At 40.5% G+C, this 15,402-nt stretch carries 12 protein-coding genes; 7 read left to right on the top strand and 5 right to left on the bottom strand.

The genetic code is table 11. From position 1 onward, the window contains the following. Positions 1-237 precede the first annotated feature (237 nt). The 5 genes from I858_RS03340 (at position 238) to I858_RS03365 (ending at position 6,937) form a co-directional block, all read left to right on the top strand. On the top strand, positions 238-1,533 hold the full coding sequence (locus I858_RS03340; RefSeq protein ID WP_049694944.1) for a PQQ-dependent sugar dehydrogenase: 1,296 nt from the start codon (positions 238-240) through the stop codon (positions 1,531-1,533). A 247-nt stretch (positions 1,534-1,780) separates the two neighbouring features. Continuing rightward, complete coding sequence (locus I858_RS03345) at positions 1,781-3,070, top strand: alpha/beta hydrolase (RefSeq protein ID WP_239457212.1); 1,290 nt, start codon at positions 1,781-1,783, stop codon at positions 3,068-3,070. Positions 3,071-3,097: 27 nt separating this feature from the next. After that, positions 3,098-4,438, top strand: a complete 1,341-nt coding sequence (locus I858_RS03350) for an MATE family efflux transporter (protein WP_049694945.1) — start codon at positions 3,098-3,100, stop codon at positions 4,436-4,438. 397 nt (positions 4,439-4,835) lie between these two features. Further along, complete coding sequence (locus I858_RS03355; protein WP_049694946.1) at positions 4,836-5,162, top strand: hypothetical protein; 327 nt, start codon at positions 4,836-4,838, stop codon at positions 5,160-5,162. Positions 5,163-5,461: 299 nt separating this feature from the next. Beyond that, positions 5,462-6,937 carry a hypothetical protein gene (locus I858_RS03365; protein ID WP_157886470.1) on the top strand — a complete coding sequence of 492 codons (1,476 nt, stop codon included), beginning with the start codon at positions 5,462-5,464 and terminating at the stop codon, positions 6,935-6,937. Between the two features lie 84 nt (positions 6,938-7,021). Here the strand turns inward: I858_RS03365 and I858_RS03370 are convergent, their stop codons facing one another. Beyond that, positions 7,022-8,014: an MsnO8 family LLM class oxidoreductase gene (locus I858_RS03370; RefSeq protein ID WP_049694948.1), complete on the bottom strand. Its 993-nt coding sequence runs from the start codon at positions 8,012-8,014 to the stop codon at positions 7,022-7,024. Positions 8,015-8,496: 482 nt separating this feature from the next. Between I858_RS03370 and I858_RS03375 the strand changes: the two genes are divergently transcribed. Further along, positions 8,497-10,188, top strand: a complete 1,692-nt coding sequence (locus I858_RS03375; protein WP_049694949.1) for a DUF262 domain-containing protein — start codon at positions 8,497-8,499, stop codon at positions 10,186-10,188. 206 nt (positions 10,189-10,394) lie between these two features. Beyond that, the gene (locus I858_RS03380; protein WP_049694950.1) at positions 10,395-11,159 is read left to right on the top strand and encodes an HNH endonuclease; all 765 of its coding nucleotides are present in this window, start codon (positions 10,395-10,397) and stop codon (positions 11,157-11,159) included. A 482-nt stretch (positions 11,160-11,641) separates the two neighbouring features. Here the strand turns inward: I858_RS03380 and I858_RS03385 are convergent, their stop codons facing one another. The 4 genes from I858_RS03385 to I858_RS03405 form a co-directional block, all read right to left on the bottom strand. Then, entirely contained in the window at positions 11,642-12,526 is an 885-nt protein-coding gene (locus tag I858_RS03385; RefSeq protein WP_049694951.1) for a DUF4839 domain-containing protein, read from the bottom strand. Between the two features lie 287 nt (positions 12,527-12,813). Further along, positions 12,814-13,026 carry a hypothetical protein gene (locus tag I858_RS03390; RefSeq protein ID WP_065524409.1) on the bottom strand — a complete coding sequence of 71 codons (213 nt, stop codon included), beginning with the start codon at positions 13,024-13,026 and terminating at the stop codon, positions 12,814-12,816. Between the two features lie 93 nt (positions 13,027-13,119). After that, a protein-coding gene (locus I858_RS03395; protein ID WP_157886472.1) for an IS3 family transposase occupies positions 13,120-14,264 on the bottom strand; the annotation gives its coding sequence in 2 pieces (ribosomal slippage) (positions 13,120-14,018 and positions 14,018-14,264; 1,146 coding nt in all). A gap of 58 nt (positions 14,265-14,322) precedes the next feature. Continuing rightward, complete coding sequence (locus I858_RS03405) at positions 14,323-14,694, bottom strand: hypothetical protein (RefSeq protein ID WP_049694913.1); 372 nt, start codon at positions 14,692-14,694, stop codon at positions 14,323-14,325. Between the last annotated feature and the right edge of the window lie 708 nt (positions 14,695-15,402).

The raw sequence follows: 15,402 nt of genomic DNA on the forward strand, positions 1-15,402 counted from the left end.
TTATTCCCCTCTATAAACTTGTGAGAATTATGCGGAACACATCGAACACAACATACTGAAAATGCTTCATTTATGCTAAATAAATCGGTTTGTTGGAGTGGTTTTAAGGGAAAGTTGGTATATAAGGGAGTTTTTAGCCATAATATGCAATCCTTAACCGATTTTTGGTAATTGGCTTCTGGTAACTGAATCTACTAGTGATTCAGTTAAAAAATTTAAAAAAAGGGAGGAAAAATGATGACGAAAACTTCGTGGTCTAGATTTATGTTCGTTACAATGCTGATGTTCGTATTAACTTTGGCAGCGTGTGGCAATGATGATACATTAGACAAAAAATCAACTGATGACTCGGATGCTGCAACAGAAAAAAGTACTGAAGAGAGCACTAATGAAAGTGCAGAATCTCAACCAAAAGTTACGGAGTTTGAACCAGCATTTCCAGAACAAACACGAGCACCTGCAGTAAAGACTGAAACAGAAATTGATACGGAAGTGGTTGTTGAGGGGCTTGGCGTGTCTTGGGGGATGGTAGAGTTTGAACCCAATCGCTTACTTGTAACGCAACGAGATGCAGCAGAACTTTTGATTGTAAACCTTAAAGACGGCGCTGTTTCAGATCCAATCAAAGGGACACCGGAAGTAAATAATGAAGATCAAGGTGGTTTACTTGATGTCGCTATTGCACCTGATTTTGACGAATCTAGATTAGTGTTTCTGACGTTTGCTCAAGATGTTGAAGGGGGTACGGTAACGGCTGTCGGTAAAGGTGTTTTGTCAGAAGATGAAGCCTCACTTGAAGATTTTAAAGTCATCTTCCAAGCGACACCGGCATATGAAGGTACTTTACATTATGGCGGACGGATTATCTTTGACGAGGATGGCAACCTATTCCTAACAACGGGTGAGCGTTCAGATGACGAAAGTCGCGATCGTGCACAAGACTTGGATGCTTACCTAGGTAAAGTCATTCGCATTACACAAGACGGAGAACCCGTAGAGTCGAATCCATTTGTCGAAGATGAAAAAGCACTTGATGGTGTTTACAGCTATGGTCATCGTAATATTCAAGGGATAGACTACAACCCTGCAACAGGAGACTTATGGATTGTTGAATTTGGTCCGCAGGCTGGGGATGAACTGAATATTATTAAACCTGGTAATAACTATGGTTGGCCCATTGTTTCTTATGGCATCGAGTACACGGGTGAATTGATCAATGGGGGTGTTTCAGAACACGAGGCGCAAGGCTTTGTGGAACCGCGCTATTATTGGGATCCAACAAGTGCACCAAGCGGTATGGCATTCTATGACAACGATGCCATTCCTGAGTGGGAAAACAACTTGTTTATTGGCGGTTTAGTGTCGAGCTATATTGCACGTGTCGTTATTGAAGGAGACACCATCGTTGGAGAAGAACGTCTGTTAACTGATGAAAATGAACGTTTCCGTGATATTCTTGTAACGGAAGATGGCGCGCTTATTGCCATCACGGATGGCGGCAAGGTTTATAAGCTTACTGCAGCAGGTGAATAAGTTATGATTCTTTAACATCACTTAAGCTTATGTCAATGTTATTAATTTAAGGTGCACGACACTATTGAAGAAGCAGGCAATCATGAATTCTCGTGATTGCCTGCTTCTTTTTTTTCTCTAAACATTTTGGCCACGCAGTAGATTCCAGCATCTCCATTTTGCAGTTCTTTTCTTGCTGTCCTCACTGAACATCGCTACGATTAAAGAAAAGATATAGAAGCAATCGGAAAATGCGGGAGGGGAAGAAGTGAAGAAAAACTTATGGATGGGAAGTTTGCTGATGCTGATGCTGTTGTTGTTATTGGCGGCTTGCAGTGAAGATGACAAAGACGCGACAACTGAGGAGGCAAATTCAATGGAAAAAATTACAGGAAGTTGGGAAGGGGCCATTCAAGTTCCCAACCAGCCGCTGCCGATACTTGTGGAGTTCGAAAAAGATGGTGGTACATTGAGTATTCCGCTGCAAGAACTTAGTGCTGCTCCGTTTTCAACCGTGGAATTTAATGATCCGGAGTTGGTTTTTGAACTGAATCTTCAAGGACAGGTGCTTGTTTTCGATGGGAAACTTGAAGACGGGAAAATTCGAGGTGATTTTACACAACAGGGCCAGGCCTTTCCTTTCGAGTTGATACCGCGGACGGCTGAAGAAGCGGTTGATGAGAGTGAATTTATTGAAATTGAAGTGGCAGGTGGCCTGATGAAAGCGGAAGTTGAAATGCCGAAAGGAGAAGGACCATTTCCGGTCATGGTGATTTTAGCGGGTTCTGGGCCAACAGACCGCGATGGCAACTCGGTAATGATACCTGGCAAAAACGACAGCCTGAAGATGGTAGCAGAAGAAATGGCGGCGAATGGCATTGCCAGTATCCGCTATGATAAGCGCGGTGTCGGGATGAACCAGGCACTGGGTGGTAACGAAGCGGACTTGCGTTTTGACGATTATATCGCTGATGCGGCTGCCTGGGTAGACCATTTAAAGTCGACTGACCGGTTTACGGATGTCGGAATTATCGGCCACAGCGAAGGTTCGTTGATTGGCATGGCAGCAGCAAAACGTGCTTCAGCCGATCTGTTCATCTCCATTGCGGGAGCAGGGCGCCCCATTGATGAAGTGCTAATGGAGCAGCTGGCAGCACAGCTTCCGGAAGATCTCATGAATGAAGCCTGGGAAATTATCGACCAGTTGAAAAGAGGCGAGCAAGTGGCGACGGTCAGCCCCCACTTGCAAAGTATTTTCCGTCCATCAGTCCAGCCCTATTTGATTTCCTGGCTGGCATATCATCCTCAAGAAGAAGTGGCGGCACTTAACATGCCGGTTCTGATTATTGGGGGCATGGCTGATTCGCAAGTGCCGGCATCCGATGCTGAAAGTTTACATGCAGCGCATCCAAAATCTCAACTCTTGATTATTGACGACATGAACCATGTGCTGAAAATGGTATTGGATAAAAGCGAAAATGAGGCAGCTTACAGTAATCCTGATTTACCGCTGGCGGATGGATTGATGGAAGGGATTGTTGAATTTTTGATTGATTGACCAAAACGTTTGGAAAGGGGTGTTCCATTGGCTAGTCAGCATGATTTTACACAAGGGCCGATTGCCCGGCAGCTGTTCTATTTCTCAGGGCCGATCATTTTGGCGAACCTCTTACAGGTTTCCTATCAGCTGATCGACAGCTTGTGGATCGGTAATCTGATCGGAGCCAATGCACTCGCGGCTGTCAGTTTATCGGGGACGGTGCTGTTTACGGTCCTGTCGTTTGTCATCGGCTTGAATAATGCGGCGCTGACCATCTTGTCCCAGCAAAAAGGGCGGGATAGCGGAGAAGGGCTTCGCCATTATTTGAACGCATTCGTTGTCCTGCTTGCAGGGATGTCGATTGGTCTTGGTATGATCGGTTTTATCTTCGCTGAACCATTGCTCCGGCTTATAGGAACGCCGGAGGAGATTATGCCCATGGCTGTCGCTTACTTGAAGATCAACTTTATCGGCATGCTGTTCTTGTTTGGCTACAATTTCATCGGCACCGCACTCCGATCAGTCGGCGATTCCAAGTCTCCGCTTTATTTTGTGGCGATTGCGGTTGGCTTGAATACAGTGATGGATCCGCTTTTCATCTCCGTCTTTAACTGGGGCGTCGAAGGGGCGGCTTATGCAACCATCATTTCGCAAGGCGCCGCATTTTTTATCGGTTTCTTCTACATACGTCGTAAACGGATTCTTCCATTCACGCGTCCGACAGTACCTGCAAAACGCGAGGTGCTTGATATTCTGAGACTGGGCATACCCGCAGGACTTCAGATGAGCGTCATTTCTGCCGGGATACTCGCCATCATGAGTGTCGTCGCTTCGTTTGGTCCCGCAGTGGTTGCCGGATACGGTGCGGCACAGAGACTCGACAGCCTGATTATGTTGCCGGCGCAGGCACTCGGCACGGCCATCAACTCGATGGCCGGACAAAATATCGGAGCGGGGCAATGGGACCGTGTGGCGCTTGTGACGCGCTATGGTTTTTTCTATAACCTGGCCATTATGTTCGTCATTGCAGCCATCCTTTACATCTTTGCTGAACCCGCTGTCCGGCTGTTCCTAAAAGAAGAAGAAGCCGTGGAATTCGGCACCCAGTATTTACGAGGCGTCGCATTCTTTTATCCATTCCTTGGCATTAATTTCATCTTGAACGGCACCGTCCGGGCAGCTGGCGCCATGTTCCAAGTGCTGATTTTGAATATCCTGTCCTTTTGGGTGCTTCGCTACCCGCTCACTTATTTATTCGCAGAATGGTACGGACAGAGTGGCATCGCGCTCGGTATAGGTGTTTCTTTCGTTATCTCCAGCAGCTTCGCGTTCCTGTATTACCGTTACGGGAAATGGCGAGAAATCAAGGCGATTAGTGAGAAATGAGAATGAACTCTATTACATTTTATATTTTATAAATTGCCACATCCGCTAGATGAACTTTGCGGGTGTGGTTTTTTCATATTACTCATCTGTATAAATTTTGTGGAAATAGTGCGCTACACAGGGGTGATCTGGGAGCTTTGAATTGAGATGAGGGAAACGGTGACAAAAACAGTTTTTTATTTACACGCTTAATCATTTTGTCCTCTATTAAGCATGCGCTTTTCGAATAAGAAGTGTAAGAACGAAGTATAGCATGCGAAAAGTAGATGAGTTAGTTTAAATTAACTCTTCGATCTTAAAATACTAAATATTCACACTTTTTTAATCTTTTGACTGGTAATCGAACGTAAGTTCTGGTATATTAAGTGCATACCACTATGGAATGAGGTGTATTTCGATGGTGCTTGCGATTAAAGAAGTGAACGGATTTGAAAAAGGGCAGAAATATACGAGGGATCTTAAGCTTTTGTCGTGCTTTAAAAACGACGAACACCGCATAGTCGCTTTGGTGGATAAAGATGGCAATGTTCTTTATTGGACAACCACCAAAAATTCACCGGAATATCAAAACTTCCGTATAAAAGCTACCTATACATTTAAAGTGAGCTATATTTCTACAGTATTTGACCCTTCTACTCCTAAAGTTGTGATTGCCGAATTGAATGACCTAACAACTGAGAACGGCATGTATGGTGTGGCAGAGCAATATAAATTAAATGCTTAATATATATAATTGTAAAAAGAACCTTGGCAGTTTTAAGGTTCTTTTTGTTTAGCAATATAATTGTGTCGCTCCCTGGGAAGAGAAAATGAAAATTAGTTATAATTAACGCAGGGGGGAATTCTCATGAACTTACGCAATTTGAACACCTATGTACCGACAGTGCTTTACAAGCGCGGCTTAGATTATTTTGAGCGAGATTTTGTGGAGCAACTGGCGGAAGATGCGCCGAATCGCTGGCATGCGTTTGTGGCGGGTACCCATGATTATGAGGTGATAGTCAAGCTATCGGGGGAGAGTCCGTGGCGTGGACTTCTTGTACGTGTCCGTTTGAATCGGATTCGCTGTGCAAGCATGAAGTGGCCGTATGTCTGGCGATTCGTGAAGTTAAAAAAGAAAACAGTTCGGCGAGCGTAGATGTGCTGGCGCAATTAAAAACACTGAAAAAAGCAGAGCTACTAGACATTTTAGAAGAGTTGTTAAAGAAACAGCCAACAGTAAATCTTTACTTAACGGAGAAATTTTCGAATGCGGACGGTATGGATGAACAAACTGCGCGCAGACTTATCCAGAAATCGGCTAACCACGCAAGTCGTAGTGGGTTTATCGAATGGGACCGGGCAAGTCTGGCGATTGAAGGGGCAGAAGAAGTTCAAGAATATGTAGATGGCTTGCAGATAGAACAAGATGCTGAGAAAATAATCTGCCTCAGTTTGATTGTCATTGAGGAATGTAGGGACATGTTGTTAAGGGCAGATGACTCAGCTGGCGAGATTAGTTCGACAGTTTATGAAAGCCTTGAGAAGATTAACGAAACATTGGCAAACTGGCCGGTAGAGCTCGACGAATCTATTGTGGCTGGTATGCTCAATTTACTTTATCCGCATATTCTTTTAAATTTAGAAAAAGATATTACAGACGCTGCGGGGGATTTACTGGTATCTGTATTGCAATGGAATGACAAAGGCAATTTCACGGACAAATTCTATGATTTTATTGAAAAAGTGATTGGCAGTAGGGAAATGAAAAGTAAGTCGTATTTGTATACCGAAGAGCGGTTCCGCATGTGCCAACTAGTGGTTTTACAACAGGCAGAGGACCAGCAAGCGATTGAGTCGTTTTACATAGAGCACCGTGGTTATCCAGAAGTTCGTAAAGCACAGATCTTGCAAGCGTTAAATGCAGGTGAATTTGAGAAAGCAGCACAACTGTGTGTCGAGTCGGAACAATTAGACGCGAAACTTGCAGGATTGGTACATGATTGGGAAAAGCTGCGCTTTCGAGCTTATGAAGGCATGGGTAACACGGCGGAGTTGATTGATTTAAGCCTTCAGTTTGTGTTGGATGGGGAAGAAGAGTATTACCATAGGTTGAAGAGTCTAGTAGCTGTGGAAGACTGGCCGGAAAAGAGGGAAGCGATGCTTGCGGAGATGAAAATGCGTCCACGGTGCCGTCCACTTTATCTTGGCATTTTGATTGATGAAAAGAGGTTTGATGAACTGCTGGACTATTGCCAAAAAGATGTCGCTGCCATCGAACATTTGCACCCGCATCTGTTAGCTGAATATCCACATGAAGTGAACGAGATTTATACAAGTTATATTTACCGAGTAATCGAGCAAGCTTCCAACCGAAAAGCTTATTGGAGTGCATGTCAGAAAATCAAGGGTTTCCAACAAGCATTAGGAGCTGAGGCGGCAACGGGGTTGATCAAAGAATTGAAGTTTATGTATCCAAAACGACCCGCGTTGTTGGATGAGTTGGGGAAAATTCAGTAGCAGCAATAACGTAGTGAAAAAAGCCGGACCGGTTGACCTGAAAAGGTAACCGATCCGGCTTTTATTTATTATGAAATGGATTTGTTACAGTAATTGCTCTGCTAGTAGTTGATAAACAGCCAATCGTTTTTCTTGAGAATGCGGAATGCTGCAGATCATGGCTTCTTCAAAACCGTATTTCGTTTGTTCGCGCTGCAATTGATCGGCGACGTCTTTGGCGGAACCGACTAAATGAATGTTGCGGCTTTCTTTGATCTGCATGCGGTCCATTTCAGTTAACGCAGAATTTTGTGCTTGTTCGGGTGTCAGGAGAGGCATGATGCGACCTTTCATCAACATGAGGCGTGAAATGTCTTGTGGCAGTGCTTCGTATTCCGCTTCTTCGGCGGTTTCAGCTGTTGTCACTAAATAGGATACCGAAATTTCGGGTTTTTCCATAAAGGCGGAAGGGACGAAATTAGCCCGGTAGGAATCTAATATGTTTTTCGTCATGCCGCCGTTGAAAAACTGGGCAAATGAATAGCCGACGCCCATACGACCTGCTTCTAATGCACTGTTGCCGCTTGAACCGAGTAACCAGGCTTCTGGCAACTGAATATGTGTAGGAGCCGCGATGGTTTTATTGTACATCGTCTCTTCGGGTACTTCGTCGTTGATCAATTTTAATGCGGTGTCGAACTTCCCGTACATGTCGTCTGTCATCGGGCGACGTCCTTGAGCCAACGCGTAAATGGCGCTATGGTCACCACCAGGGGCTCGGCCAACGCCGAAATCAATACGACCAGGCGCAAGGGCGGCCAATGTTTTAAAAACTTCTGCCAGTTTTAACGGCGAATAATGCATCATCATCACACCGCCTGTTCCGATGCGAATATTTGTTGTTTTGGCACTCAAATATGCGGCCGTGACTTCAGGTGCGGAGCTGGAAAATGCGCTGGAGCCATGATGCTCAGCCATCCACATCCGGCTATAGCCTAACGTGTCGGCAAGAACCGCAAGTTCTACCGCATTTTGCATCGCTGCTGCGGCTGTGTTTCCAGTCGTAACAGGCGCTTGGTCTAAAACACTTAGTTTCATTTTGATAACTTCCTTTCTTTCCCTGCAAGTTTGCTCATTGAGGAGTATAGCAGTCTGGTGTAGCGAAATCCTTTCTTTTGTCTTAAGGGTTTTTATTCGACTGTATGAATAGTTTTGAATAGATTTGCTAAGGGAGTTGTAGAAATGGAGCATTCCAGTTGGGTAGAGGTACTTTTTGAATTGAAATGACTGTATAGTAATAGCAAGAGAGAAAAGGTTTGCTCTAATTGGATACATTGTATTTTTGGAAAGTCGATCAAGGAGCAAAAGCTGACTCTCGAACCGTTTTCTTGTGTAAGAAAAATTTTAAACGACTTTGACAATACATTACACCGCCACACCCACTGTGACCATGTTGTGGGTGTGGTTTTGTGCTTTATTCTTTGAAATAAATGGTTCATTTTTTAGGAATATTTTGATAATTGTGGGATAATAATATATAAAGTGATTTTAAGGAATAGAAATTAGTAGGGGATGATACTTTGAGTAATCTTGTTGATAGTAATATAACGATATATAAAGCATTAGAGAATATCCAAACTGGAAAATACGTTATGCCAGCTTTTCAAAGACAATATGTTTGGAGCATGGGGCAGATAGAAAAACTTTGGGATTCAATTTTGCTGGATTATCCAATTGCTACATTTTTATTTTGGCATATCGATGACGCTAACGTAACTTGGGATACATACTTTTGTAATTTTTTAACTGATGTGACATTCGACAGTAGAAAATCAGCTGACAGCACTAATTATGAACTGACAAGTGTGAATGTAAAAAGTACAGATACCGCCATACTGGATGGTCAACAGCGCTTGACGTCATTATATCTGTCATTGTTTGGTGAAGCATTTATCCGTCCAAAAAATGCTCGGAAAGTAGGCGGTGGGAAAACAATAACCAAGTTGCTGATTGAACTGAATAAAAACAAAATTGATGTGGATGAAGAAGAGTATAACAGCAAGAAATTTGATATAAAGTTTAGTGAAAAGATTGGCAGAATCAGTCCCACTCAGTTTGAGCTGAAAAGCATTCTTCATGAAAGATTTCAAAACGAAGAAACTAGGGAAGTTGCAATTGCAGAGGCAATTGTAAATGTTCCTGCAGATAGTAAAGAGTATTCCCGAAATATTTTAGAGAAGTTGTATAAGAAAATTTTTGAAGAGAAACTGATTAGATATGCTGAAATTACAGATATGAATCAGGACGATGCGCTAGAGATGTTTGTCAGATTTAATAGTGGAGGCAAACCGCTCCGGAAATCTGATATTACCATGTCAATTTTGGAGGCATACTGGCCAAGTGCAAGAAGTGAATTCGGAAAAGTATTGATTGATTCGTACGAGGGATTTGGTACAGACTTTATTATCCGGGCGGCATTAATGCTTTATGGAGATGTGGTAAAATCTAATATTAACAAAAGTATTGCAGAAACTTTAAAAAATGATTGGATCGACTTTAAGAAAGCACTAAATAATCTTGAAAATATGCTTAAAAACATGAAAATTGAGATCAGCCATTTTTCAAACAGTTGGAACGTACTGCTACCGATTATCTATACTATCTATTACAACCCGGACTATAGTAATAATCTAGCTGCAATTCGTGCTTACCTGCTTAGGGCAATATTCTTTACGTATTTCCAATCAGGAACCACAGGGAAATTACAACAAATGAAGAGCAATATTAATAGTTTTGATTATGAAATCACGATTGAAATGCTTAATCAAATAAATGACTTGCGGGTAACAGAAGGGAAAATTGAAGATGTATTAAATTCGGAAAAAGGCAGCAGGGTTGCCGGTGAAGTCCTTTACTACTTAAATTTGGAATGGAGAAACAAAAATTTCAAATACGAGCAGGATCATCTTCATCCTGATAATCGCTTTAACAGCAGTAAGCCGATAACGGTGACTGCAGTGGACTGGAAAAACTGGCGGAGTTTACGAAACAAACTCCCAAACCTTCATTTACTGGAAGGCAGGAGCAATGGTAGTAAGAGTGATATGAGGCTGATTGATTATTACAATGATATGAATGATGAACAAAAGACAAGGTTTTTTGAAGAAGCGATGATTTCGAAGGAAGTTGACTTAGAATTTGATAGTTTCGATAAGTTCTACGAAGCACGTAAGCAACTGTTAGCTTTGAAAATTCGTGAGTTGCTAGGCTGACTTCAAAAGATAACTTTTGTAAAATAATAACTTAATAAATGAAGAGAAAATGTACACTCACTAAAAATCTATATTTGTTATACAAATAACAGCTCCCTTGTGTGAAGGAATCTAAACAATAAATGAAAATTTATACTAAATACAATGCAACAGAACTAATTAATATATAGTAAGTTTATATAATAGGGAAAAATGGAGGGGACAAAATGGAATGGATTATTCCTGCTAATAGTAAAATCTATAATTATGAAAAAGCATTCAGTACATATGAGCAAATAGATTGGAAGCAAAGCGCAAATTACCAAGTGGGCGATATCATTTATATATATGCAACGATGCCGGTTAAAAAGATTCTTTACAAAACAAATGTAGTTGAGGTAGATTTGGGACCAAGTGAGGGTTATCAGAACCCTGGTGATTGGATTGATAAAAATGGGTTTGATAGTTTTAAAGAAGTTAAAAGGTTCGTTCGTTTGGAAATTGAAGATCATGTGGACAATGAGGCGCTTTCACTGGATGCTCTATTGAAAAACGGATTGAACGGAGCGCCACAGGGTCCATTAAAAGTAAGTACGGTATTATCTAGTTATATAGAAAAGCATATGAGTGGCCAGATCTTTCCTGATGAAGTCAGTGAAGAGTTGGAAGAAGGACAAAAAGTCAAAGTAGCAGTGAACAGATATGAAAGAAATCCAATTGCCAGAAAAAAATGCATCGAAATTCACGGAGATAGCTGTGCAGTTTGTTCAATGAACTTTGGAGAGATATATGGTGAGGTTGGAGAAGGATTTATTCATGTGCATCATGTTAATCCTTTACATGAAATCGGTAAACAACACGTAATTGATTATGAAAAAGATCTTGTCCCAGTTTGTCCGAACTGTCATTCAATGTTACATCGCAAAGTGAACGGGAATGTGTTGAGTGTAGATGAATTAAAAAAAGAAATAAGTGAAAAAAGTATTCTATAAAGAAAATGTACTAACAACATAAGCGAGTGAATTTATATAATCGCGTCCCAAGGAAAGAAAAAATTCTAAACGATTCCGACAATGCACTATAACTTATATCATATACATTGCCACGTCCGATGCGTCTACATTACGGGTATGGTTTTTCATATTATTCATTTGTATAAATTGTTTGTAATGTGCGGCTCCTAGGGAAGCAATAAAAGAGATTTATAAAAGAAGTATTTGCCGAATGATCGAACAAGCTTCCATCTGGAAAGCATTGTTGGATGAGTTGGTGAAGATTTAGGAGTAAGAAGCGGTGACGACCTACTAACAGTAAGGAATTTATCACAAAAAGCCGAATTCCTCCTTATTTCTAGTGAGGGACTCGGCTTTTGGTTTTAATAACTACATCTGATTATCGATAAGTTAAATAATCTGTAAAGTTCTTTTTCTAGTTCCTAATTGAGATTAGATAAGTTTTATGAAAGGTGTGACTCTTATCTTATTTCAGTAGAAATTGGTTTAATAAAGAAAAGCCCAGGGTTTTCATCGTATTCGTCAACTATGGCTGTAATGAAAAGATTCTGTCGATAACCAATAGTGTCTGGTATTTCAGAACCGGTAAGGTTTAAATCTAACATACCGACATCGTCAAACTTAAAGTCAGGTCCGCTAAAATTGGTTTCCCTATAATCACCTACGTTAATTAATATGTCGTATCTTGTTTTATACTTTCCATGAGGCATCATGTTTGCTATATAACCATCAAATTCAATGGTTCTACCCGCGTATTTTTTTGCGAATTCAGCAATTTTTGGATCGGTAGTATCCTTTAATGCCAGAATGACTGCAAGTTCCTCATTATTATTTGCAGTTAATATTTCTGTGCTACTCTCAGCAGGTTTGTCACTAGTTACTTGTTTATCTTTCTCTGGACTAACTTTGTCAGTTGTACTTGTTTCTTCTTTATTACTTTCAGCAGACGTATCAGTGGTTGGTTCTTCTACTTTCTCAACATTTGTTTCCTTGGATTTTTGATTAGTGTTCGTTTCTTCTTTTTCAAAAGTGTGATAGGTGATAACTATTTTTGAATCTTTTTGAAAATCATCTTGCGCACTAAACTCGGTCTTTCCATCAATATCTACTTTTTCAATTTCACCATCTTTAGTTAACCAACCAGTAATTAAGTCATCTAATATCTTCGTTTCAATATTTGTGAATCCTATTTCTTCTAATTCTGAAATTACGGATTCATAATTTTCTCCAACTATGTCATCTGAAGAGTTGCTTACTTTTAGCACATTAGGATCCTTTTCTTCAGAACAAGCAGATAAACCAATAGTTGAAACCATGATACTCAAAAATAGTAAAGTTTTTTTCATAATACCTCCATAAGAATAAGTATAATATTAACATTTTAATTTAAAATAATATAGCACACTGATTTGAATATTTATTCAATTATAATAGGTATTCACGTGAAAGGAGAACTCTAACGATTCTAATAATAATTTTAGCCTTTATACATAAATCTACTTATTAGATCGACATTGAGTAAGATGAATTTTTATATACAACCAAATTAATTTCATTTATTCAGTTCAATCCATAAGAACTATTTGACAATACAATCTTGCAAGCGTTAAATAAACTTCCATAGAAAGTTTATTTAAAGATTATAAAAAGCGTTGAACCTTTCTTCCTCTTTGTTTATTTCTTCATCAATTCTCTTTTTACAAGTTGCTAAATCTTTTTTCAACTTTTCTATTTTTTCATCTGTTGCATAATAGCTTATTGTCTCGTTACCAGCGTCATCAGATATGAGTTTTACAGTAGCCTTTGCTTCTATAACAAACATATTAATGATTTTTTTGATTTTCATTATTTCTGAGAATGTCTTTCCACCGCATGGAATAGCTTTCACTCTTAAGATATCAATCTCAGTTGTGGAGAAGTCTGGTACGTCAACACTAAATCAAACAACTTTTTTAAGGGCTGCGTTTCGATAAGTGACAGGGCTGGTATAGCCCAGACTGCTGTGTAGACGGACATGGTTGTACCAATTCACGTAATCAAACAGTTCAAGCGCTAGCTGGTTAAGCGTGTCAAAGCACATTCCGTTGATGAGTTCCGTCTTCAAAATCTTGAACGTGGCTTCCGCCACCGCATTATCGTAAGGGGTTCCTTTTTGGCTCAGCGACCGTTCGATTTGGTGCGTCTTTAATAGCGCATCGATGCCGGTGTTCTTGAATTCAGATCCGCGGTCCGTATGGAACAGCTTCACGGCTCCCAAGTCGCCTTTGACCGATGCGAAGGCACGTTGAACCAGGGCAGCGTCTTTACGCTCGCCCAGACTGTACCCCACAATTTCACGGTTGTATAAATCGAGAAGGAAACAAATATAGTTCCAGCGGCCGCCAACCTTTACATACGTCAGGTCGCTGACCAACACGGCGTTTTTCGCTGCCGGATTGAATTGGCGGTTCAGCACATTCCGGTATGTCGCTTCATTGGGAGGCGTGACCATCGGTTTGTAGGATGGCAGCGCGTATTTCGATTGGATGCCAAGTGACGCCATGAGGCGTCCAATACGGCGTCTCGAGATCACCCATTTCTTTCTGTTCGCCAACTCTTTTTTCAGCTTGCGTGTGCCATAGACGCGGCGATTCTCGTGAAAGATCGCCCAGAGTTCGTCTTTCAACTCCTGTTCTGCTTGGGCTTTTTGGTGTGCTTTTTCTACCGAAACGGAAGTCTCATAGTAAAAGGTGCTGCGGGCAATTTGGAGGACAGTGCACATTGCTGATACTGAATAGAGGTGTTGATTCTGTTGGATAATCTCTATTTTCGTCCCATGATCAGCGCCGCTTGCTTTAAAATATCCACTTCCATCTCCAACTGCTTATTTCGTTTTTTGTAGGCAAGCAATTCCGTTTCCAAAGGGCTTCGGTTATCTTTTTCCTCGAACGAGCCAGTTTGATTGGATTGGGCAATCCACCGATCGAGGGCGGAAGCCGTCAGGTCGTATTCCCGGACAATATCCGGTCGGCTTTTTCCGCCTGCGTGCAGCGCGACGACCTGTTTTTTGAATTCTGGGGAAAATGTTCGTCTTTTTTGTGGCATGGTAGATTCTCCTCACGTATAGTGGACTATTCTACGCCCCCTTATTTTTTCTGTCCAACTAAGTGTAGACTATCCAGTCAATTACAGATTGTATAAGAGGTTTTATACTTTTTTTATTATTAGAGTTTAGAGAAACAATAAGAAATTCGAGTGACTCTAATATTTCTTCAGTATTATTTTTGAGTTGAGGATACGCATTTAAAAAATCTTTTGTTTTCTGTTGTTCGATAGTTAAATATACGCCAAGTAAAGTTAAGGACCCTCCGATTATTCCTCCAAGAATAGCGCCAATTAGTCCGGTGTTTTCGGGACTTGGATTGAAAGATGAAACTACTGTGACAGTTACCGCTATTAATATTACTAAGAAAATTACTAATGTATAGAATGTACTAAGGTCTTTAATGTCTTTCTTCAAACTTGTTATTTTCATATTTTACCTGCTCTCTAATGTAATAAGATTTACCATTAGTTAGAATACGAGATAGCTTATAAAAAAGATTCAGTAAAACTAAATAAATTATATATATAATATCCTATCTTTTTTAAAAAATACAAACTCGTGTAAAAACAGATTCTAATCGATTCTGAGAATACAATAAAATTTATAAATCACAGATTGCTGCATCTGCTAAATCAACAGTGCGGGTGTAGCTTTTTCATTTTATTTATCTTTTGTTGAAATATTGTATTCTTTGAGCTTCGCTGACAAACACTCCCTGAGAATGATAAAATGAAAAGAAAGAAAACGCTTTAAAAGAGTTAGTAAGGAGCAAGAGGTGACTTATGCGCTGGAGAGAATCTCGCTATTAGAGCATTCAAAGGAATTTACTCGACTGCATCAGAAATTTAATCCGTTTAAAGTTTTCCTGGTAGATCAGTTTGAAATATGCCATTCGAATATTTTAGTCTGGCTACTGAATCCGAATGAAACGCATGATAAAAACGCATCCTAGAGGAAATCTGCAATTCTAAACGATTCTGATTACACTATATAACTTATGTACATATATGAGAAAGTCTATAAAGCTTGTATTTCTAACTAAAACTATTCATGAGTATAAACTCTTTAAGAACTACGTGTTTGGGAGCGGCATGTGAGAGAAAATTAGAGTTTGATTGGTTAAAACAAGTTATGTTA

This window comes from Planococcus versutus, from assembly GCF_001186155.3.
Lineage (GTDB): Bacteria > Bacillota > Bacilli > Bacillales_A > Planococcaceae > Planococcus > Planococcus versutus.

Coding starts and splice junctions, on each gene's coding strand:
- I858_RS03390 (WP_065524409.1), bottom strand. CDS start 13,026: ATGAAAATCAAAAAAATCATTAATATGTTTGTTATAGAAGCAAAGGCT.
- I858_RS03385 (WP_049694951.1), bottom strand. CDS start 12,526: ATGAAAAAAACTTTACTATTTTTGAGTATCATGGTTTCAACTATTGGT.
- I858_RS03405 (WP_049694913.1), bottom strand. CDS start 14,694: ATGAAAATAACAAGTTTGAAGAAAGACATTAAAGACCTTAGTACATTC.
- I858_RS03355 (WP_049694946.1), top strand. CDS start 4,836: ATGGTGCTTGCGATTAAAGAAGTGAACGGATTTGAAAAAGGGCAGAAA.
- I858_RS03380 (WP_049694950.1), top strand. CDS start 10,395: ATGGAATGGATTATTCCTGCTAATAGTAAAATCTATAATTATGAAAAA.
- I858_RS03340 (WP_049694944.1), top strand. CDS start 238: ATGACGAAAACTTCGTGGTCTAGATTTATGTTCGTTACAATGCTGATG.
- I858_RS03370 (WP_049694948.1), bottom strand. CDS start 8,014: ATGAAACTAAGTGTTTTAGACCAAGCGCCTGTTACGACTGGAAACACA.